Here is a 20,890-nt window from a genome sequence, read left to right as displayed (position 1 = left end):
TCTTATTTAAACTGAAAGTTAACGTATCTCTTTTATATCAAAAGTAGATCTCCATCTTGTTTAAGATTTTGAGCCGTCAAGATATCTAGGGGTGACTATCGTATTCAGCGTCGGGAGCAAAAAGTTGTACTATCTCCTGTGCTGGATCTGTATAACAGTGAAATCATATATCAAAGCAAATTAACTACTGTATCTACGTTAAAGTAAAATGAAGACTAAGCTTATAACTCGTGAAGGCTACAATAAGTTAAAGAAAGAACTAGATTACCTATGGCGTGAAGAGCGCCCGGAAGTCACCAAAAAAGTAACCTGGGCGGCAAGTCTCGGTGACAGAAGTGAGAACGCAGATTATCAATACAACAAGAAGAGGCTACGGGAAATTGATCGCAGGGTCAGATACCTTACCAAGGGTCTGGAAGAACTGAGATGTGTTGATTACTCACCTCAACAAGACGGGAAAGTGTTTTTTGGTGCATGGGTCGAGATAGAAAATGATCAAGGAGAGCTAAAACGTTTTCGTATCGTTGGATACGATGAAATCTTTGGTCGTAAAGACTACATATCAATCGATTCTCCAATGGCTCGGGCTTTACTAAAGAAAGAAGTTGGAGACAGCGTAATCGTTCATACACCAACAGGAGAAGCCATGTGGTACGTGAATGAGATCGAATATGTGAAATAGCCTGGCGGGCTATTTCAATATGACACAGATTATCGACCTCTTAATGTATGAGTTCTCTGACTTCAACTGACAAAATCTGTTTTCTTGGTTTGTATCTGGATGAGAACAGTTCTACTTTCCTAGAATCACAAAATTTCACGCAGTGCAGTAAATGGTAAAAATAAATAAACTATGGGACGAATCGCTCCACACGGTTTAAAGTGAAAGACAGCTACGATGTCCCTGTATTAAACGAGCATCGAGATTATCACAACGCCTGCGCACATGCCCAGGCGGAACTCCATGCCCATTGGAAATTGTAGCCACCAAGCCAACCGGTGACGTCTACTACTTCACCAATAAAATAGAGTCCTTTTACTTGATTAGCCTCCATCGTTTTAGATGAAAGCTGGTGGGTATCAATGCCGCCCATTGTCACTTCGGCGGTGCGATAGCCTTCAGTGCTGTTGGGTTGCACTTGCCATGATTGAAGGTTGGTTACTAACTGCCTTTGCTGAGCTGAGTTAAGTTGTTTAAGCGAGATATCCGGCAGCTGGCCGAGCGTTTGCAGACATTCCGTCAATCGCTTCGGTAATAATTTTGCCAGAGAATTTTTTACGCTTTGATTTGGGTGAGAACTTCGTTCTTGTTCTAGAAAATTTTCCAAATCAATATTTGGAAGTAAGTTAATACTCACAAATTCTCCGGGCTGCCAATAACTGGAAATTTGTAAAATTGCTGGGCCAGAAAGTCCCCGGTGGGTAAACAGGATATTTTCTTTGAACTGAGTGCCACTTTCTGCGGTAACAATAGCGGGAACGGATACACCAGAAAGCGTATGAAGTTGTTCTAGTAGTGGCTTATGCAAAGTAAAAGGGACGAGAGCGGCACGGGTTGGTAAGACTTTCAAACCAAACTGCTCTGCAATCTGATAACCAAAGGGAGTTGCGCCAAGACCTGGCATAGATAATCCTCCGGAAGCAATGACAAGCGAGTGGGTACTTACTTCTTTTCCATTAATGGTGATAACGAAATCCTGCTCTTTTTTTTCTACGAGGCTGACTTCGCTACGCAGACGGATAGTGACCTGACTGGCTTCACACTCTTTTAGCAACATATCAACTATCTGTTGGGCTGAATCATCACAAAAAAGCTGTCCCAAAGTTTTTTCGTGGTAAGCAATACCATGACGCTGAACCAGTTCGATAAAATCCCATTGTGTATAGCGGGCCAGTGCAGACTTACAGAAATGAGGATTAGCAGAAAGATAAGCCGATGGTTCTGTATACATATTAGTGAAGTTACAACGCCCACCACCGGACATCAAAATCTTACGTCCGGCCTTTTTGCCGTTGTCCAGAACTAGCACCCGTAAGCCGAGTTGCCCTGCCTGAGCCGCGCAAAACAAACCAGCCGCACCGGCACCAATAATAATTGCATCAAATCTTTCCACTGTTTTTCTCTTTATAACTGAATAATTTAATGGGGAATTTCCCCTAACATGTTGCATTTTTGATAAATTTACGGAGAAAAAGCTCTATATGACCTGAATTTGTCAAGTAAACTTATTTTTTGTCTTAGGATTGTCAATTTTTCAAAGTATGCATAACTATATGATATATAAGGGATGTTGTTATTCCTTATTGCTGTCGGGTTGTCATGAAATCAAAAAAAGTTCATATTTCACTTCCCCCGCTAGCATTTGTCACTGATAATGCGCCGCGTTCATGTCCAACTAACTGGCTTAACGTTTATGCTACATCTTTTTACTGGCCTGGATTTTCACACCAGCCTAATGTTAGTACTGGCACTGCTGTTTGTGCTGTTTTATGAAGCCATTAATGGCTTTCATGATACCGCGAATGCGGTAGCAACAGTTATTTATACCCGTGCTATGCGAGCACAGTTTGCTGTCGTCATGGCTGGGGTATTTAACTTTTTCGGTGTTCTTCTTGGTGGATTAAGTGTCGCCTACGCGATTGTACATTTACTCCCTACCGATCTTCTCCTCAATGTCAGTTCTGCTCATGGCCTTGCTATGGTATTTTCCATGTTGCTGGCTGCGATTGTTTGGAACCTTGGCACCTGGTATTTCGGTTTACCTGCATCCAGCTCTCATACCTTGATTGGTTCCATCATTGGTATTGGTTTGACCAATGCCATTGTGACCAATTCTTCTGTGGTTGATGCGTTGAATGTACCGAAGATGATACAGATTTTCCTGTCACTGATCCTTTCTCCTTTAATTGGATTAATCATCGCCGGGGCAATAGTGTTTCTGTTGCGTCGTTACTGGAATGGTACCAAGAAGCGCAAGCGTATTCATCTGACGCCGGCTCAGCGTGAAAAGAAAGATGGTAAGCGTAAGCCACCTTTCTGGACGCGTACTGCGCTAATTTTGTCTGCGGTAGGCGTAAGCTTCTCACATGGGGCGAATGATGGTCAGAAAGGCATTGGTTTGATTATGCTGGTGCTGATCGGTGTCGCTCCGGCGGGATTTGTCGTAAACATGAATGCTAATGGTTATGACATTGCTCGCACTTACGATGCGGTTACTCACCTGCAGCAATATTATCAGCAGCATGGTACAGCGTTATCTCATGCTATTGAACTGACGCCATCGGTAGCCATTGTTGAGAATGATCCGGAGGGGAAATTCCATTGCGACAGTACCCGTGCCGTGGTGGTTCTTAATCAAACAGAAAGCATATTGAAGGGTATTCAGAGTTACAGGGAGCTGAACTCTGAACAGCGTAACAATATGCGTCGTATGTTGATGTGTATTGCTGATACTGCGGAATCTGTGGCTAAACTGCCGGAAACCACTGCTGAAGAAGCTCGTTTCCTGAATAAACTGCGGAAAGACTTATTGCATACTGTTGAGTATGCACCGGTCTGGATCATCATCGCGGTAGCATTAGCACTGTCTTTGGGAACTTTGGTTGGCTGGAAACGTGTTGCGGTGACTATCGGTGAGAAGATTGGTAAGAAAGGCATGACCTACGCGCAGGGGGTTTCAGCTCAGATGACTGCTGCTGTTTCAATCGGTGTTGCGAGTTATACCGGGATGCCGGTTTCTACTACACAGGTGCTGTCTTCTGCGGTAGCAGGGACGATGTTGGTTGATGGTGGTGGTGTTCAGGGTAAAACAATCAAGAACATCATGTTGGCCTGGATACTGACATTACCCGTTTCAATCGCGCTGTCCGGTACTCTCTACTGGTTCGCTTTAAAATTGATTTAATCGTTCAACGGATAATTGAAAGGCGGTATGGGTTAACTATACCGCCTTTTGTTTTTTTGTTTTAATACCAAATCAACATAGAAATCAGGCAAACAACAACTAATCCACTCAGAGCACTTGTCAGAATAAATTGCTTCCTCAGTCTTTCACAACGAAGAACCACCTCCGGATCATGATGGTCAAGGTAACGTTGTGAATTGATATAGCGCACCAACCGCATTTGCTTATTAAGCTGCCCATGAGTAGTAAAAAAGCCGTTACCGTCTACTGATTGGTAAAGCAAGGGATCGGACTGACGAAGAATAGACAGCAATACCCGCAGTGAAGAGAAGTAGCGCATCATATTCATAATGCAGACAAGACACAGTGCCCAAAATAGCGCAATTGTACTGAACATAATCCCCTCCTGAGAATGGTTAGCCAGAGCTGTCACAAATAAGGAAAAAATTAAAATTGTAGGCGACGGCACCCTTATATTTATTGTAGGAAAGATAGTCAGATAGTACAAAAAAACCCTTTCTTGTGGCTTAAATTTGGGCAAATCCATAAAATGACGGTCAAGTTGTGGTGATTGTTGCCGATACCAGATGGTAATAGTCAGAAGCGTTAATCCCTTAATGTGATGATATTTTGATAATAAGTACGGCTTATATAATGGAATTAATCATAGATTCCATTATCTGAGTTGTTGTAACCACTGAGTAGTTCAATGTAGTGGGAAATAAGGCTTTTTTGTGTATCAGATAAACCTGTGCCACTGATTTCTATGTCTAACTCATTGTAGGTAAATGAATTTATGACTGAGTTAATATGGTAGAGGGGAAGTACCAATGTCATGAATCTGCTGCTAATCTGGAATTTAATTTTTTAGAATGAAAAATAGTCAAATTCAGGTGTTATGAAGATTGATAAAACACTAAATAGGAATGTAAATGGCAAACTTAATTTATTTAACTTTAAAAGGTCGTAAGCAAGGGGTTATTTCGGCGGGTTGCTCATCCACATAATAAACGCATACAGGTTCTGAGCCACAGGAAACTCTATCTTTACGATACAAGAGTATCACGTGGCCCCATCATATTGCAGGAATCAGTGCTTATAGTATTTGGGATGATAGGAACTATTAACATATTTAACGACCGAGCATAACTAAATATTCTTAGTTATGCTTAGATAATTATCTTATTTATAATTCATGTATTGTGTTTACGACGAGCAATGATATATGGGATACAACATGAATATGCAAGAACAAATGAAGCATAATGTAAAAAATCATCATTTGTTGTGTCTATATTTAGCAAAGGGATAAAATCAAAATGAAAAACATAAAGATGAAAAGCAGATAGAGATAATGGTAATATTATAGCATAAAGATGATAATAGATATTATCTGATATTAAAAGCTTTTTTATGAAAACATATGTAGGTCTTAGTATTATCAAAGTATCCTCTTGCCCACGAATTTCTTCCGTAGAATTCATCTAAAACATCCATCATAATCCTCTTCTTTAAAATATTGTCATGTATCGTTATCTACATTAATAAAATAAACAAATTGAACAAATCTATTTCCAGATTATAGTGATCTGCAATCCAAATCTGACAAGCCGGAATTATCTGAAAATGACCCCATATTTCATTAAAGCGATTATTTAATTTCGATCGCCATTAGTATCGGTTCTGACAATCAATTGCCACTCTTGAGCTATGTTAGTGGTGATTTTGGGGAGAGAACAGAGCTCCTTTATTGCTTGTAATTTCTTTTCTATAGACTGTGCAGTGGTAAATTCCAGGCTCGGGAACTTTACCTCCTGGTGAATACTTTAGATGTCCAACGAGTTTTTCTGTCCATACAGCCTGTTGTGCTAGCAGACGTCGCTGACGGATACTGGCTGTAGAAGTGGAACTCAGAGCATGTTCAATACTATAAAGGATCAATTTCGCGTCGGAAAACAGAGAGCCCAGTGTCTCAATGATAAGTTCAATATCCTGTTGGAACATAAAATAATCCAGAGAAAAGGCGATTCTCTGAATTATTTCAAAGATACAGAGTTGTTCAAGATGTCTTAACCGGACAGCATTACCTTCAAAGAAGGTGGTTTAAGGATTACAATAAATGTATGTTGTTAGTGGATAAACTTTGCGAAGATGCTTTGTTTCTGTTTGCGGGTTGTATCAATCAATACCTCAGATTATTAGGATTTCACGTAAGAAATGCTATTTGAAAATGGAAAGACATAGGGTGAACAAGAAAGACCATAAAACCAGAGTCTGATTTTGTTCTCCATCAAGTGGCAGGAATGGTAATTGTGGTATATGTTGTTTGGTGAATGTTCTAGTAATAAACATAGCATAGTGGCGATTTGCCCTGCCAACTCATTAACTAGCATTATGGAAGGAGTTCGCTTATGGCTTATAAACATATTCTTGTTGCGGTTGATTTATCCCCGGAAAGTCAGGTGTTGTTGCAAAAAGCTGTCTCCGTGGCAAAACCGTACAATGCCAAAGTTTCCCTGATCCATGTTGATGTTAACTATTCCGATCTCTACACCGGTTTGATTGACGTTAATCTCGGTGACATGCAGCAGCGTATTACTGATGAGACCCGCAATGCGTTGAAAGATCTTTCCGCAGAGTCAGATTATGGTATTCAGGAAACTTTGAGTGGTAGCGGTGATCTGGGACAGGTATTGGTTGATGCAATTAAAAAATATGACATAGATCTGGTTGTTTGTGGTCATCATCAGGATTTCTGGAGCAAACTGATGTCTTCTGCTCGTCAGTTAATCAACACCGTTCATGTTGATATGCTGATCGTTCCTCTGCGTGATGATGAATAACCACAAATTGAAAAACTATTCGATTAAAATGCCTGCTTATGCAGGCGTTTTTTTTGGTGGAATGAGGTGTTTTCGGGTTTGTTCCTGATGCAATCAAGAAATTTTTTTTACCATTCTGTAAAAAAACTTCTTGAAAGGTGAATATAGAACAGTGATATATTCAAAGAGCAAACACAACTTACCTCACATTTTCGACAAAAATAATTATCAGAAGATTGTGGGGAGACATCACAACCGAAGTAAAAAAGGAAGAGTTAAATGAGCTGTTTACTATCTTTGTCTTCATTTCTTGGATCAATTCAACGCAGGGATGAGTATCAACCCGAATATCTCCAGGCTGTCCGAGAAGTTTTCACCTCACTGTGGCCGTTTCTTGAACAAAACCCAAAATATCGTGAACAAAGTTTACTGGAGCGTATGGTAGAGCCGGAAAGGGTTATTCAGTTCCGGGTTTGTTGGGTCGATGATCAGGGCAAGGTTCAGGTAAATCGTGCATGGCGGGTACAGTTCAACTCAGCCATTGGCCCATATAAAGGCGGTATGCGTTTTCATCCATCGGTAAACCTCTCTATTCTGAAATTCCTTGGTTTTGAACAAACTTTGAAAAATGCACTAACAACCTTACCAATGGGTGGAGGTAAAGGTGGTTCAGATTTTGATCCTAAAGGAAAAAGTCAGGGCGAAGTGATGCGTTTTTGTCAGGCGTTAATGACAGAATTGTACCGCCATCTGGGACCAGATACCGATGTTCCCGCAGGTGATATTGGTGTGGGTGGCCGTGAAGTGGCTTTTATGTCAGGGATGATGAAAAAGCTCTCTAATAATACGGCTTGCGTCTTCACTGGCAAGGGACTCTCTTTTGGTGGTAGTTTGATTCGCCCAGAAGCAACGGGTTATGGTCTGGTTTATTTCACCAATGCTATGTTAAAACGCCATGGTATGGGCTTTGAAGGTATGCGTGTGTCAGTTTCCGGTGCAGGTAATGTTGCGCAATATACGATTGAAAAATGCATGGCATTGGGTGCGAAAGTGGTTACTGCTTCTGATTCTGGTGGCACAGTGGTTGATGAGGAAGGATTTACGCTGGAGAAACTGGCTCACCTTGAAGAGATTAAAAACCAGCACTATGGCCGTGTGGAAGAATATGCCAAAGAGCGGGGACTGACTTTCTTACAGGGATTGCAACCTTGGTCTGTACCAGTGGATATCGCTTTGCCGTGTGCTACTCAGAATGAGTTGGATCTGGATGCGGCCAAAGTTCTTATCAAGAATGGTGTTAAAGCTGTCGCTGAAGGGGCAAATATGCCTGCAACTATTTCCGCAACTGAAGCCTTTATTGACGCGGGAGTGTTATTTGCACCGGGTAAAGCAGCTAACGCGGGAGGTGTGGCAACATCTGGCCTGGAAATGGCGCAAAATGCGGCACGTTTAGGCTGGAAGGCTGAGAAAGTGGATGCACGTTTGCATCACATCATGCTGGATATTCATCACGCTTGTGTTAAGTATGGTGGCGAGGGTGAACAGACCAATTATGTTCAGGGGGCAAATATTGCTGGATTTGTCAAAGTTGCTGATGCCATGCTTGCCCAGGGCATTTTGTGAATTAAAGGTATCAGCCGCAATATGCGGCTGACTTTTCAGCAAGGATAAATATCAAAACGGTGGTTTTTCGTGGTGATAGCCGCTGATGCAGCTACTCCAGCTAAGGGTTCTGCATAATCAGGCCGTTTTACTACAACACGGCGTTTTGCTAAAGCGCGAGCAGGGACTAGCAAATGATTAGCATCTTCATCAGCGCCAACCAGAGATTGAAACACCCGCATCTCTTTTTTCACCAGTGCACTTTTCTGCTTGTGTGGATACATCGGATCAAGATAAACAACATCAGGCTGTGGGGTAATATCAGCTAATGCGGTAATACTAGAGGCATGGAGCAGTGTCATACGTTCTTGCAGCCACCCACCAATTTCTGCATCTTGATAGCCACGCTGCAGCCCATCATCCAGTAATGCAGCGACCACAGGATGGCGTTCCAGCATCCTTACATGACAACCCAGTGATGCTAATACAAAGGCATCGCGCCCCAGACCTGCGGTAGCATCCACGACTGTTGGCAGATAATCTTTTTTGATTCCTACGGCCTTAGCAACGGCTTCACCTCGGCCACCTCCAAAGCGACGGCGATGTGCCATTACACCTGACACAAAATCCACATAGATGCCACCCAGCTTGGGTTCATCTAGTTTGCGGAGTTCGAGGTGTTGAGGTGTCAGAACCAGCGCCATCACTGCGCTCTCGTCATGTACGAGATTCCAGCGCTCTGCCAGTTGAGATAAGGCGCTGCTATCAGCGCCTTGTTCACAGATTAAACAGATATCCACCTAAATTATCCTTTGATACCAGCCTTACGCAGCATTGCATCCAGTTTTGGTTCACGGCCACGGAAGCGTTTGAACAGCTCCATTGGCTCTTCTGAACCGCCACGGGACAAAATGTTATCAAGGAAAGATTGTCCGGTTTCGCGGTTGAAAATACCTTCTTCCTCGAAACGGGAGTAAGCATCGGCTGCCAACACATCAGCCCACAGATAACTGTAGTAGCCAGCGGCATAACCACCGGAGAAGATATGAGTGAATGAGTGTGGGAAACGGCCCCATTCAGGTGAAGGCACTACGGAGACCAATTTCTTCACTTCCTTTAAGGTCTTCATAGTCTCAGCACCTTTCTTTGGATCATACTCAACATGCAGACGAAAATCGAACTGACCAAACTCAAGCTGACGCAAAATCCGCATAGCAGCCTGATAGTTTTTCGCTGCTAAAAGGTTATCCAACATGGATTGTGGGAGAGGTTCTTGAGTTTCGTAGTGACCAGAGATAAATGCCAGTGCTTCTGGTTCCCAACACCAGTTCTCCATGAATTGGCTTGGCATTTCAACGGCATCCCACGGTACACCATTGATACCGGAGACACCGGCAATTTCAATCTGAGTCAGCATCAGGTGTAGACAGTGGCCAAACTCGTGGAACAGCGTATTGACTTCATTGTGAGTGAATAGCGCTGGTTTATTGCCAACAGGTTTGTTGAAGTTACAGTTCAGATAAGCGACAGGTTTTTGCAGTTCGCCGTTGGAGCGACGCATTTTGCTGATACACTCATCCATCCAAGCGCCACCACGTTTATTCTCGCGTGCGTACAGATCCATATAGAAGCTACCGCGCAACTCATTGGTGTCATCGTACAGATCAAAGAAACGAACATCCGGGTGCCAGGTTTCTACATCATGGCGTTCTTTAGCAGTAATACCATAAATACGGCGAACAACTTCGAATAGCCCTTCAACAGCCTTTTGTTCAGGGAAATAAGGACGTAATTGCTCATCATTGATAGAGAACTCGTACTGTTTTTGTTTCTCGCCGTAGTAAGTCATATCCCAAGCTTCCAGCTTGTGGGCACAATGATGCCATTTAGCAAAACCTTTTAACTCATCGACTTCTTCTTTGCCTTGTGGATGCGCACGTTTTGTCAAATCATTCAGAAAATCCAAGACCTCCTTAGGGGTTTTTGCCATTTTGGTTGCAAGGGATTGCTCAGCATAATTTTTGAAACCAAGCAATTGAGCCTGTTCGTGACGCAGCGCAAGGATTTCGGCGATCACTTCGCTGTTATCCCATTTACCTGCATTTGGCCCTTGATCGGATGCACGGGTATTGTAGGCGTGGTAAATTTCCCGACGCAGTTCACGATTATCTGCATAGGTAATAACCGGCTGGTAACTTGGTGCCTCTAAAGTTAATAGCCAACCTTTTTGTCCTTTGGCTTCTGCTTGAGCTTTAGCGGCGGCAATCGCGCTTTCAGGCAGACCAGACAGATCTTTCACGTTAGTAATTAATTTGGTCCAGCCCATAGTGGCATCAAGCACATTATTGTTGAATTGCGAACTTAAATCTGACAAACGGGCGCTAATCTCGCCATAACGTTTCTGCTTCTCTTCAGGCAGACCAATACCTGATAGCTTAAAATCCCGCAGTGTATTTTCGACAACTTTGCGTTGAGGCACAGAGAGTTTCTCAAACTCAGCACTTTCACGTAATGACTTATACGCTTGATACAACCCTTTGTGCTGACCTAGCCAGGTACTGAATTCGGACAGTAATGGCAAACTCTCTTCATAAACGGCGCGTAATTCTGGGCTGTTTTTAACCGAATTGAGATGATTGACCGGTGACCATGCACGGGATTGTTTATCATTTGCTTCGGCCAGTGGTTGGCACAAATTATCCCAGGTAAAAACGGTATTCTCGGTCAATATTTTTTCGACGGTTTGGCGATAATTGGCAATCACTTCTTTTACGGCGGGAACAACATGTTCTGGTTTAATAGAAGAAAATTTTGGTAAACCTGATGGAACGAGTAACGGATTAGTCATATAAAGCGTCCTGTTTATGTTTTGGATACATTGCTGAGCGGAGCAACCTTGTATCGTAATAGGTATCGGCTAATAAGATGTAGGTAAAATTCGACAAACTCAACGCGAATGTTGAGTTTATGAACAATAAAATTTAATGCTTTTTAGCAAATTGAGAATGATTTCAGCAAACGGATTCAGAAGCCAGATAATCTGCGCTATGATTGGCTGCTTTTCATAATTCTTTGGTATTTATAGGGAAGATCATCGTCCCCGGTGGGGCGGCTGGACTTCAAATCCAGATGAGGCCGCCAGCGGTCTCTGGCAGGTTCGACTCCTGTGATCTTCCGCCAATTAAGCTCTCCTGAACGCCACTAAGCTCGGAAAATCCCTTATAACACCTGCAATTAATCTACTTTAGCGAATATTGCGGCACTGAAAGATTTACTGAAAAAAGGAAGTAACATCGCTGCTCATTTTCCAATCAAAAATCAATATGGGGGCATTAATGGGACACCCGCATTTACCTGATTCAATTTAATATCAATATCGTTAGTCTGCAAATGCGACTCGTGATCGCAATAAGTTCGAAGGTCCAAGAGGTTATTGGGGCAGACAAAAAAATACTATCAGATATTAAAGAAAAAATTCCGGCAGAGTTTCAAAGTATCGTTTACCCTAAACTAAAACTTGTTTGCTAAATGTGCACTGATTAAGGAGGGAACACCTCCTTTTTTATCGATAGGGTTTTCAGTTGTATATTTAAGAGTATTAGAAATTCTTTCATTTTAATAATAAGATAATTATATGAGATTTATTTTATATTTTTGTTATTATAATGGGTGAATGGGGGTTATTATAATATTTCCTATAAACAACCACATGATTAATATTCCGCTTGTAATTTCCATGAAATATAATATTAAAATGTTATGAGCTATTTGTTTGTTTTTGAAGTAATACCATTGATTTTATCTTTTATAGAGTAGATGGAAATAACAGAGATATTTCTTATTATCATTTATATCTGTCATTATGTTCGATGGAAAAAATTAACCAGATATTATTTTTATTGCAGGCTGTAATATATTTTTATTTATTTTTACTAATAAAACATTGATTTTAAATTAGTTAAATTTATTTTTTTATTTTATTGACAATACATTAATGGCATCTATAGTTATATGTATTAGATAAGGCAGCAATATGGCATCAAAAATGCTGTATATATTATCTAAATGCTGGATAAATTCCTAACAGGCACTTATTTTCTAGTGAAAATGGTTACAATTTTATATGGGCAAGATAAATAGCTTATTGTTTGTTAATTTGAACTATATTAGTTATTTATCAATTAGTTACATTAAATTGTGGAGTTTATAATTATGATTATTAAGAAAGATATTCTGTTACATGAAGAGCTGATTGTAGATGATGAATTGAAAGTGGGTAAAGTAGAGAAGGTCTGGATTGATATTCTGTCACCCAGTTCAGTTATCGTTAGTCTGAATATTTTAGGCGTGGTTGAAGATTTCCATCTATTACTGGTTGATGGTGAAAAAGATAAAGAGAAGATTGTGCTGCTCTACCTTTCTCTTTTACGTGTTCTTCATGAAAAATTAGATGTAAAAGTAAAAGTTGCAAAAAGTAAGTTGATGAAGCTGAAATATATCGTAGGTGTAGAGATTTAATCAATATTGATTAAACCCCTGAATGAGTGCGTGGAATAATATATTTGGTAGAATAATTTAATTTGGTTTGAAGGATATAATCAGATAGAGCTGATTTTATCAAAATCCAGAATGTGTTTTCTATTATATGCACTTAACTCCAGGCAGAATAGTTATATTAACATTCTGCCTGTTTCTATTGGAGTGAATTATATAGGGTCGAAGAAACTATATCTTGTAAATTGAGCTTTGTTAATCTTGAATAATATTCTATGAGGCAATAATGACATTGAAAATAATAACATCAACTCAGTTTTATAGTACTTAAATTTAATTACTTTACAAATTTAAATGTCCATATATTATTGTATGCAGACAAGTTTATAACGTTGAGTTAGGTCTTGCATTATTACTGTTATTTAATGTCTTGTAGTGAAAAAATAAAATTTTTAACATTTTTTTACCGTTTTAAATAACAAAACTTATAATCTCTTACTGAATTTATTAACCGGGAGGAAATCATATTTATTTAATTCTCGAACTGAAAGATACCTAAGCTAATAATATTACGCATGACTGAATATTTAAACTGAGGAGTCACCATTGATGGTGTTAGGGTCGCAATTAATACAGTGAATATAGTTTTAAGGCGACATAATATTCAAATATCAGGAGAAGACATGCTTGACCCAAATTTAATAGATAGTGATAGTAAAATTTCTTCCCCAGTTAATTCTTTTAACGAATGGGACCCACTTGAAGAGGTTATTGTTGGTGTGGTTGATGGCGCCAGATTTCCTGGCTGGCATATGGCGATAGAGCCGGTATTACCTCCGAACCAGATTGAAACTTTTCACCGGAATGCTGGTCGGTCATTTCCAAAAGAGCAGATTGAGGCTGCATCCAAAGAGTTAGAAGAGTTTGTTCATATTCTCGAAAGTGAAGGGGTTAAAGTACGTCGGCCTGAGCCTCAAGATCAATCTCAGGTATTTGGGGCGCCCGGTTGGAGCAGTACAGGGCTATATTGTGCCATGCCTCGTGATGCCCTGTTAGTTATTGGTGATGATATTATTGAGTGTCCTTTGGCATGGCGTTCCCGTTATTTTGAAACTGCTGCATATAAAACTCTACTTAAAGATTACTTTAAGCAAGGAGCGAGATGGAGCGCAGGACCAAAACCACAGTTGATAGATGAACAATATGATTTCGAATGGTATCAGGATGATGGCAAGGAAAGTACTCGTCTTGCTGTAACTGAGTTTGAACCGACATTTGATGCTGCGGACTTTATTCGTTGCGGGCGAGATATTATTGCGCAAAAGAGTCATGTGACGAATGAATTTGGTATCGAATGGCTTCGTCGTCATATAGGTGATGATTATCGTATTCACGTTTTTGAATTTAACGATGATAGCCCTATGCACATTGATGCCACATTTGTTCCAATGGCACCTGGGAAACTGCTGATTAATCCAGAAAAGGTGTTAAAGATTCCTGAACTGTTTAAAGGATGGGATGTGCTACATGCCCCTCAACCCATTATTCCTGATGATCATCCTTTATATATGACCAGTAAATGGATCAACATGAATATTCTGATGTTAGATGAAAAGCGGGTAATTGTTGAAAAACAAGATGAACCCATGATCGCTGCGATGAAACGTTGGGGCTTTACTCCGATTCCATGTAATTTCAGGAATTTTAATTCCTTCGGTGGTTCCTTCCATTGTGCAACAGTGGATATAAGACGACGCGGAAGTTTACAATCTTATTTTAACTAGGAGCAACTATGGCTATCTGGCGATATTCTTATTGGGATTCAGTAATGTTTATATTAAGTATCTTGCATATGATAGCCACTGTTACCCTGGTTGTATATTGGGATAATTTCACTATTATGAGTTGGCTGGGTAATATTGTGTTGCTGACACTGATGACAACCTACAACATAATAGTGATATCACATTTTTTTAGCCATACACCCTGGTTTGTTTCTCGAACCATGAATATGTTTGTGTCTATACTGAATTCAATGAATATTGGTCAATCTGTACAGGCTTATCACCTGTCCCATGTTCGTAATCACCACAAATATAATAACGACCGGGGAATCGGTGAAAATGGACCGCAGGATACGTCTTCTACCTTTATAAATGGAAAAGAAATAGGCGAACATAATACACTTTGGAACTATTCTGCTCTTGGTGGAATCATCACGCTATATAACAGTTTTGTGCGTATGTTTTGGGCTTTATTTATCTGGCATAAACCGTTGAGCAAAGTTGATAATGGATATGAAAAACTTCTTTCGATGGATGGAAAAAAGAAGGCTGAAGAGTTATGGCAATTGAGATTAGATCGATTATTTCAGGCGGTGTGGATTATTATTTTATTCACTTTATCCTGGAAATGGGCTTTATTTTTCTATTTACCTTCTCTCTATTTTTCCTTTGCTCTGGTCAATATACAAAACTACTATGAACATTATGGGGCTCAGCCAGAGAACAGGTTTGCAAATTCAGTCAGCTATTATGGGCGAATTTATAATTTATTGACATTTAATGATGGTTATCATCAGGAGCATCATATTTCAGGCAACACTCATTGGAAGTCGTTACCTGATCTCCGTAAGAAATATTCAACTAAGCTTTCTGCACAGGAAAGAGTTGTCAGCCCAGTACCTGCAATATTGGGTTTTTTACACAAACGTAGACCGTTATTGCATAGATCTATAAATAAAAAATAGTTTCAGTTAATTATTATTGGCTTTATGGAAAGTCCGACGAATTTATTATTAAATGAGTCTGCTACGATGCAAGAAAAATTCGGTATTAGAGGGACAAAGCTGGCAAAGTCAGAATTTATTGTATACGAAACATCAAATAATATATACCCAATAGATTTCAAGATGCATTGCGACGGCAAGGGAGCGAATCCCCGGGAGCATAGATAACTATGTAACCGGGGTGAGCGAGTGCAGCCAACAAAGAAAGAAAATAATTGAGAATTTTTGGCATTCTTCAACATTCACTCCCCGTTACGGAGATGGCATTGATGGTGTTGAGGGATGTTTTATCGGGGCATCCCATATTGAAAAAAATACCCGCCAATATATAGAAGAAGTAGAAAATTTCCGCCCGGCAATGACTACATGCAGTACTGAATGGTAGTGTTATCTCGGTACCAGAACGACGATTGCTTGTGACTTGTTTTATGGGAGTGCAGCAAAATGGTGATCTTATCTATCTGGTGGACATAAGTCATGATATTGAAAATAGTTCCACAGATATTTGACCATAGTAAGATATGCATCTACATTTAAATGACTAATGTAAAATATTGTAAGACGCATACTATGTTATTACTTGCATGTACACTGATTGCATCTGCTGGCTTAGCATTAACAGCAGTAGATGTGTACATGCATTTTTTCATTTCTCCCCCTGTTTTACCGCCACCTCCTTGTAATACTCTCGTTTCTGAGAAATGGTTTGCATGCAACGTATTGCCAGATTTGGTTGTGCTGGCTTAGTTAAAACGTAAGACAGGTGTGATTCCCATGATTTATAAAGCCCTATGGGTCTCTTATGGCTCGACTTTGCTGTTTGTGTTGTTGTGGAGCAGTGGTGCAATTTTTTCGCGGTGGGGACTCGACCACAGTACCGCGTTTGCCATTCTCTCAATGCGTTTTGCTGTTGCGCTTATTTTTTTGATATTTCTGGGATTATTGTTCGGGCGTAAGGGCCATTTCCTGCCTGAACAGGGTACGCGTAAACAAGTAGCCAGTACCGGCGTTCTGCTAATTGGCGGTTATTCTATTTGTTATTTTTTCGCGTTGGACAATGGAATTACTCCCGGCGTTCTGGCTACAGTGATGGGAATTCAACCGATTATTACATTGTTAGTCATTGAGCGCCGTTTTTCGGTTGTACGTTTGGCGGGTTTATTGTTAGCGTTGCTGGGTTTGATATTAGTGGTGTATCAAAGTCTCGTGCTATCCCGGTTTTCTCTTGCCGGTATTACTTTTGCTTTGGCGGCATTGGCTTGTATGAGTATCGGTGCGATTTTACAGAAACGAATTCATCAGGCTCCTTCTGCGGTTTTACCTCTACAATATAGTGTTAGCCTATTGCTTTGCTTGCTATTTATTCCTTTTCAGCCTTTTGAATTTCAATTGGTACCTGGTTTTATTATTTCGTTATTATGGCTTGGATTAGTCATTTCCGTTGTGGCTCAATTATTACTTTACCGACTTATTCGAGCAGGTAATTTGGTGAATGTAACCAGTCTTTTTTATCTCGTTCCTGGTGTGACCGCTGTAATGGATTATTTGTTTTTAGGAAATGCCTTGCCTGCTCTAAGTTTATTGGGAATGGTAGCCATTTTGTCAGGGCTTATCCTGGTCTTTCGTACAAAGAAAATATCTCTTTCCACCGAATAAATCTGTATTTGCCGGGTTGTGATCAGCCTGGCAGTTCCCTCGTGGATTTAAGCACCTCAGTTACTTTGTATTGCTCCTTATATATTAAATGGCAATCATTATCATTTGTATGTTATCTATTTCCACCTTACAGTACTGCCCGCATATGTCGTATTACCAAATTGCATATATATGTCATGTTTGTATCACGTTAAATTATTAGGGAATTAATGATGGAATCAGCGATATCTACAGATAATATTAAATTGTTTATTAAAAAAATAGACGAACTGGTTAATATTGAAGATAAAAAAAAGGGTGGGGCTCTCGCTGTTGCTGTTACCCTCGGTGATGAAATGATTTATCAGCGCCATATCGGACAAGCCAGCATTGAACATGCTGTTGCTATACAGCCTAATACTAAATTTTATTTGGCGAGTGACTCAAAACAATTCACAGCTTTTTGTATTGCTTTGTTGGAGAAAGAAGGAAAGCTCAACGTTAAGGATAAGGTCTGGCAATATTTGGATGATTTTCCTGCGCGTTTTTCTGATATTACCATTGAGCATCTTATTCACCATACCAGCGGGTTACGGGATACGTTTTTACTTTATAATCTGGCAGGTAAAAACTCAGATTTTGACTACTGCAATGCTGATTTAGTCAGAAAGCTGACTCAACGGCAACAGATACTTAGCTTTACCCCAGGGGAATATCATCTTTATAGCAACACGGGCTATTATTTTTTAGGGGAAATAATCAGCGTGGTTTCAGGTCAGACGTTGAGGAAATATGCAGAAGAAAATGTTTTTACCCCATTAAAAATGAAAGATACCGTTATTTGTGACGATATAACCGAGATTATCCCTAATCGGGCGATGGGTTACACTTATAACGAAGATTCACACCAGTGGATAAGAAGCGATATCAACAATTCTGTGGTAGGTAGTGCAGCGGTTTATTCCACTGTGAATGATTTGTGTCGTTGGATTAGAGCATTTTATTCGCCATCTATTGTTCAGGATCTGTTGCCTCAATTATCTCGTACACCAGATTTAATCAATGGCAATCGCAATAAGTATGCTTACGGTTTTGATATTGACCAACACGAAGGGCAAAGGATAATACAACACAGTGGTACTTATGCTGGCTTCAGAGCTAATATTGTTATCTTACCAGATGTTAAATTAGGTATTGCGATTACTTCTGCAACAAATGTTAATGTTGCTAAATGGGTGGATAAAAATATTGATATATTGTTCAACACTGATATTAAGCCAGAAAATCCGCATTGTCTAACCAGTGATATTGATATCACTGGTATTTTCCGAGGGAGAGAGTCTTATCCTTATATTATTACCAAAGAAGATGTTTATTTGTTAAGTAATTTGTTAGAAAACAGTAATCCAATAATCTTTAACTCTGACGGTACATTCCAGGGGAAAGGCGGTAAAATCCGGTTCAGGCCCATTATTGAAAAAGACAATGTTATTGCATTGGAACAGATTGATGAAAATGGCAATGTCTTTTATCTTAAAAAGCAAGTTGATGATGGTGGCGTCGATATTCAGCGATTATTAGGGATTTATTATAGCCATGAAATGGAAGCAGTTGTTTCTGTTATATCCTCTGGCAATGGGATTGGTATTGATGGGATTATCTTTCCGGGTAAAAAGGAAGTTTTGCAGCGAATTTACGGGAATAGTTATTTCTCTCCCAGCAATGAGCTGATTATTGATTTTAAATTAGATCCTGATACCCATAAACCTCATCTTTATATCAGTGATTCACGTTGTTGGAAGATAGAATTTGTTGCAGTTTAATTTATAAAGTGATCAATCAGGCAGAACTATTATATTTATGTTCTGCCTGTTTTTCGTAAATATCAGTTCTCATAGTTACTTTATATTGCCGCTCACACATTAAATGATAATCGTTGTCACTTGGATATTTCCTGTTTACGTCTTACAGTACAGCCCACATATGTATTGCTATTAATCTGAAATATATATGTTCTATTTTATTATTTTAAATAAGGAAATTAATGATGGAATCGACAATATCTACAGATAAAATTAAATCCTTTCTCAAGAAAATAGACGAATTGGTTAATATTGAGAATAAAAAAAGAGGGGGAGCACTCGCGGTTGCTGTTATTCACGGAAATAAAATTATTTATCAACGCCATATTGGAAAGTCTAATATTGAACATGCTGTTGCTGTAAAACCTAATACGAAATTCTATTTGGCGAGTGTTTCAAAACAATTTGCTGCTTTTTGTATTGCCTTGTTGGAGAAAGAAGGAAAGCTCTGCATCAAGGATAAAGTTGGACAATATTTGGATTACTTTCCCACAGAATTTTCTGATATTACTATTGAGCATCTTATTCACCATACCAGTGGGTTACGGGATGAATTTATGCTTTATAACCTGGCAGGTAAAAATTCCGACTTTGATCATCGCCATATTGATTTGGTGAGAAAACTGACCCAACGGCAACATTCACTTAATTTCACACCTGGGGAATATCATCTCTATAGCAACGCAGGCTATAATTTACTGGCGGAAATAGTCAGCGTAGCTTCAGGTAAATCGTTGAGGAAATATGCGGAAGAAAATATCTTCATTCCATTAAAGATGAAAGATACCTTTTTCTACGATGATATAACCGAGATTATTCCTGATCGGGCGATGGGTTACGCTTATAACGAAAAGTCACACCAGTGGAGAAGAGATGATCTCAACGATGTTGTGGTGGGTGGTTCAGGGCTGTATTCTACGGTAAATGATTTGTGTCGTTGGATTAGGGCATTTTATTCTCCATCTATTGTCCAGGATCTGTTGCCTCAATTATCCCGTACACCAGATTTAACCAATGGCAATCGTAATAATTATGCCTACGGTTTTATGATCAGCCAACGCGCAGGGCAAAAGATAATACAACATGGTGGTTTATATACTGGTTTTAGATCTCATGTTTGTATTTTACCGGATGCTAAATTAGGTATTGCGATTACTGCGGCAACAGGTGCTGAGGCGAGTGAATGGGTGGAGAAGAATATTGATATATTGTTTAACAGTAGCCATATTGAGCCAGAAAAATCCTATTGCCTAACCAGTGATATCGATATCACCGGTATTTTCCGCGGGGCAGAGCCTTATCCTTATATTATTACCAAGGAAGACACTTTTTTATTAGGTAATTTATTCGAAAAAGGTAAACCTATTATCTTTAACTCTGATGGCACATTCCAGGAAGAGGGAGGTAAAATCCGGTTCAGACCTATTATTGAAAATGACAATGTTATTGAACTGGAACAGATTAATGAAAATGGCAATGTCTTTTATCTTAAAAAGCAGATTGATGACGGTGGTGTCGATATTCAGCTATTGTCAGGGCGTTATTATAACCATGAAACAGAAGCAACGCTGGTTATTTCTGTTTCTGGTGATGGGATTGATATTGATGGAATTGTTTATCCAGGTAAAAAAGAAGTCTTACGGCGGATTTACGGGAATAGTTATTTCTCTCCTGGTACTGAACTGATTATTGATTTTGAATTCGAGCCTGATACTAATAAACCGCGTCTCTATATCAATGATGCACGTTGTTGGAAGATAGAGTTCATTAATATTAAATAAG

Annotated in this window: 17 protein-coding genes, 1 tRNA gene and 1 pseudogene; 13 read left to right on the top strand and 6 right to left on the bottom strand. The window is 39.7% G+C overall.

Annotation, left to right across the window (positions count from 1 at the left end):
* Window positions 1-208 precede the first annotated feature (208 nt).
* The gene (gene greB / locus BO26_RS01345; protein ID WP_036768241.1) at window positions 209-682 is read left to right on the top strand and encodes a transcription elongation factor GreB; all 474 of its coding nucleotides are present in this window, start codon (window positions 209-211) and stop codon (window positions 680-682) included.
* Window positions 683-929: 247 nt separating this feature from the next.
* On the opposite strand, the gene BO26_RS01340 is transcribed toward greB, so the two are convergent.
* Complete coding sequence (locus BO26_RS01340) at window positions 930-2,114, bottom strand: BaiN/RdsA family NAD(P)/FAD-dependent oxidoreductase (RefSeq protein WP_036768240.1); 1,185 nt, start codon at window positions 2,112-2,114, stop codon at window positions 930-932.
* A gap of 300 nt (window positions 2,115-2,414) precedes the next feature.
* Here BO26_RS01340 and pitA point away from each other — a divergent pair, with 300 nt between their 5' ends.
* Complete coding sequence (pitA, locus tag BO26_RS01335) at window positions 2,415-3,905, top strand: inorganic phosphate transporter PitA (RefSeq protein WP_036768239.1); 1,491 nt, start codon at window positions 2,415-2,417, stop codon at window positions 3,903-3,905.
* A 61-nt stretch (window positions 3,906-3,966) separates the two neighbouring features.
* On the opposite strand, the gene uspB is transcribed toward pitA, so the two are convergent.
* Entirely contained in the window at window positions 3,967-4,302 is a 336-nt protein-coding gene (gene uspB / locus BO26_RS01330; RefSeq protein ID WP_036768238.1) for a universal stress protein UspB, read from the bottom strand.
* Between the two features lie 613 nt (window positions 4,303-4,915).
* Between uspB and BO26_RS24570 the strand changes: the two are divergent.
* A pseudogene (locus BO26_RS24570) lies at window positions 4,916-5,032 on the top strand (type VI secretion system tube protein Hcp); the annotation flags it as partial.
* Window positions 5,033-5,098: 66 nt separating this feature from the next.
* Here BO26_RS24570 and BO26_RS23375 read toward each other — a convergent pair.
* Both BO26_RS23375 and BO26_RS21440 read right to left on the bottom strand, forming a co-directional pair.
* Entirely contained in the window at window positions 5,099-5,389 is a 291-nt protein-coding gene (locus BO26_RS23375) for a hypothetical protein (RefSeq protein WP_072023197.1), read from the bottom strand.
* Window positions 5,390-5,618: 229 nt separating this feature from the next.
* Window positions 5,619-5,909 carry a hypothetical protein gene (locus BO26_RS21440; RefSeq protein ID WP_051690831.1) on the bottom strand — a complete coding sequence of 97 codons (291 nt, stop codon included), beginning with the start codon at window positions 5,907-5,909 and terminating at the stop codon, window positions 5,619-5,621.
* Window positions 5,910-6,316: 407 nt separating this feature from the next.
* Between BO26_RS21440 and uspA the strand changes: the two genes are divergently transcribed.
* Both uspA and gdhA read left to right on the top strand, forming a co-directional pair.
* The gene (gene uspA, locus BO26_RS01320) at window positions 6,317-6,748 is read left to right on the top strand and encodes a universal stress protein UspA (protein ID WP_012776299.1); all 432 of its coding nucleotides are present in this window, start codon (window positions 6,317-6,319) and stop codon (window positions 6,746-6,748) included.
* A gap of 258 nt (window positions 6,749-7,006) precedes the next feature.
* On the top strand, window positions 7,007-8,350 hold the full coding sequence (gene gdhA, locus BO26_RS01315) for an NADP-specific glutamate dehydrogenase (protein WP_036768237.1): 1,344 nt from the start codon (window positions 7,007-7,009) through the stop codon (window positions 8,348-8,350).
* Window positions 8,351-8,385: 35 nt separating this feature from the next.
* Here the strand turns inward: gdhA and rsmJ are convergent, their stop codons facing one another.
* The gene (gene rsmJ, locus BO26_RS01310) at window positions 8,386-9,129 is read right to left on the bottom strand and encodes a 16S rRNA (guanine(1516)-N(2))-methyltransferase RsmJ (RefSeq protein WP_036768236.1); all 744 of its coding nucleotides are present in this window, start codon (window positions 9,127-9,129) and stop codon (window positions 8,386-8,388) included.
* 5 nt (window positions 9,130-9,134) lie between these two features.
* Window positions 9,135-11,177 (bottom strand): oligopeptidase A, encoded by a 2,043-nt coding sequence (gene prlC / locus BO26_RS01305; protein WP_036768234.1) that lies wholly within the window; start codon window positions 11,175-11,177, stop codon window positions 9,135-9,137.
* 237 nt (window positions 11,178-11,414) lie between these two features.
* Between prlC and BO26_RS23370 the strand changes: the two genes are divergently transcribed.
* From BO26_RS23370 to BO26_RS21430, 8 genes are all read left to right on the top strand, one after another.
* Window positions 11,415-11,509, top strand: a tRNA-Sec gene (locus BO26_RS23370).
* A gap of 1,032 nt (window positions 11,510-12,541) precedes the next feature.
* Window positions 12,542-12,847 carry a hypothetical protein gene (locus BO26_RS01300; RefSeq protein ID WP_036768233.1) on the top strand — a complete coding sequence of 102 codons (306 nt, stop codon included), beginning with the start codon at window positions 12,542-12,544 and terminating at the stop codon, window positions 12,845-12,847.
* 659 nt (window positions 12,848-13,506) lie between these two features.
* The gene (locus tag BO26_RS01295) at window positions 13,507-14,607 is read left to right on the top strand and encodes an amidinotransferase (protein ID WP_051690830.1); all 1,101 of its coding nucleotides are present in this window, start codon (window positions 13,507-13,509) and stop codon (window positions 14,605-14,607) included.
* An 8-nt stretch (window positions 14,608-14,615) separates the two neighbouring features.
* Complete coding sequence (locus tag BO26_RS01290; RefSeq protein WP_036768232.1) at window positions 14,616-15,572, top strand: fatty acid desaturase family protein; 957 nt, start codon at window positions 14,616-14,618, stop codon at window positions 15,570-15,572.
* Between the two features lie 220 nt (window positions 15,573-15,792).
* Window positions 15,793-15,996: a hypothetical protein gene (locus BO26_RS22975; protein ID WP_110882641.1), complete on the top strand. Its 204-nt coding sequence runs from the start codon at window positions 15,793-15,795 to the stop codon at window positions 15,994-15,996.
* A 389-nt stretch (window positions 15,997-16,385) separates the two neighbouring features.
* Window positions 16,386-17,267 (top strand): DMT family transporter, encoded by an 882-nt coding sequence (locus tag BO26_RS01285; RefSeq protein WP_036768231.1) that lies wholly within the window; start codon window positions 16,386-16,388, stop codon window positions 17,265-17,267.
* Window positions 17,268-17,476: 209 nt separating this feature from the next.
* Window positions 17,477-19,069 carry a serine hydrolase domain-containing protein gene (locus BO26_RS21435; protein WP_051690829.1) on the top strand — a complete coding sequence of 531 codons (1,593 nt, stop codon included), beginning with the start codon at window positions 17,477-17,479 and terminating at the stop codon, window positions 19,067-19,069.
* Window positions 19,070-19,290: 221 nt separating this feature from the next.
* Complete coding sequence (locus BO26_RS21430) at window positions 19,291-20,889, top strand: serine hydrolase domain-containing protein (protein WP_051690828.1); 1,599 nt, start codon at window positions 19,291-19,293, stop codon at window positions 20,887-20,889.
* Window position 20,890 lies beyond the last annotated feature (1 nt).

It is taken from the genome of Photorhabdus australis DSM 17609 (genome assembly GCF_000711895.1).
Lineage (GTDB): Bacteria > Pseudomonadota > Gammaproteobacteria > Enterobacterales > Enterobacteriaceae > Photorhabdus > Photorhabdus australis.
This window is presented reverse-complemented; position numbering and strand designations above follow the sequence as displayed.

Bases quoted from the DNA above. Each gene is read 5' to 3' on its own strand.
- greB (WP_036768241.1), top strand. From the start codon at position 209: ATGAAGACTAAGCTTATAACTCGTGAAGGCTACAATAAGTTAAAGAAA.
- pitA (WP_036768239.1), top strand. From the start codon at position 2,415: ATGCTACATCTTTTTACTGGCCTGGATTTTCACACCAGCCTAATGTTA.
- uspB (WP_036768238.1), bottom strand. From the start codon at position 4,302: ATGTTCAGTACAATTGCGCTATTTTGGGCACTGTGTCTTGTCTGCATT.
- BO26_RS01290 (WP_036768232.1), top strand. From the start codon at position 14,616: ATGGCTATCTGGCGATATTCTTATTGGGATTCAGTAATGTTTATATTA.
- BO26_RS23375 (WP_072023197.1), bottom strand. From the start codon at position 5,389: ATGAATTCTACGGAAGAAATTCGTGGGCAAGAGGATACTTTGATAATA.
- gdhA (WP_036768237.1), top strand. From the start codon at position 7,007: ATGAGCTGTTTACTATCTTTGTCTTCATTTCTTGGATCAATTCAACGC.
- prlC (WP_036768234.1), bottom strand. From the start codon at position 11,177: ATGACTAATCCGTTACTCGTTCCATCAGGTTTACCAAAATTTTCTTCT.
- BO26_RS21435 (WP_051690829.1), top strand. From the start codon at position 17,477: ATGATGGAATCAGCGATATCTACAGATAATATTAAATTGTTTATTAAA.
- BO26_RS01295 (WP_051690830.1), top strand. From the start codon at position 13,507: ATGCTTGACCCAAATTTAATAGATAGTGATAGTAAAATTTCTTCCCCA.
- uspA (WP_012776299.1), top strand. From the start codon at position 6,317: ATGGCTTATAAACATATTCTTGTTGCGGTTGATTTATCCCCGGAAAGT.
- BO26_RS21440 (WP_051690831.1), bottom strand. From the start codon at position 5,909: ATGTTCCAACAGGATATTGAACTTATCATTGAGACACTGGGCTCTCTG.
- BO26_RS21430 (WP_051690828.1), top strand. From the start codon at position 19,291: ATGATGGAATCGACAATATCTACAGATAAAATTAAATCCTTTCTCAAG.
- BO26_RS01300 (WP_036768233.1), top strand. From the start codon at position 12,542: ATGATTATTAAGAAAGATATTCTGTTACATGAAGAGCTGATTGTAGAT.
- BO26_RS01285 (WP_036768231.1), top strand. From the start codon at position 16,386: ATGATTTATAAAGCCCTATGGGTCTCTTATGGCTCGACTTTGCTGTTT.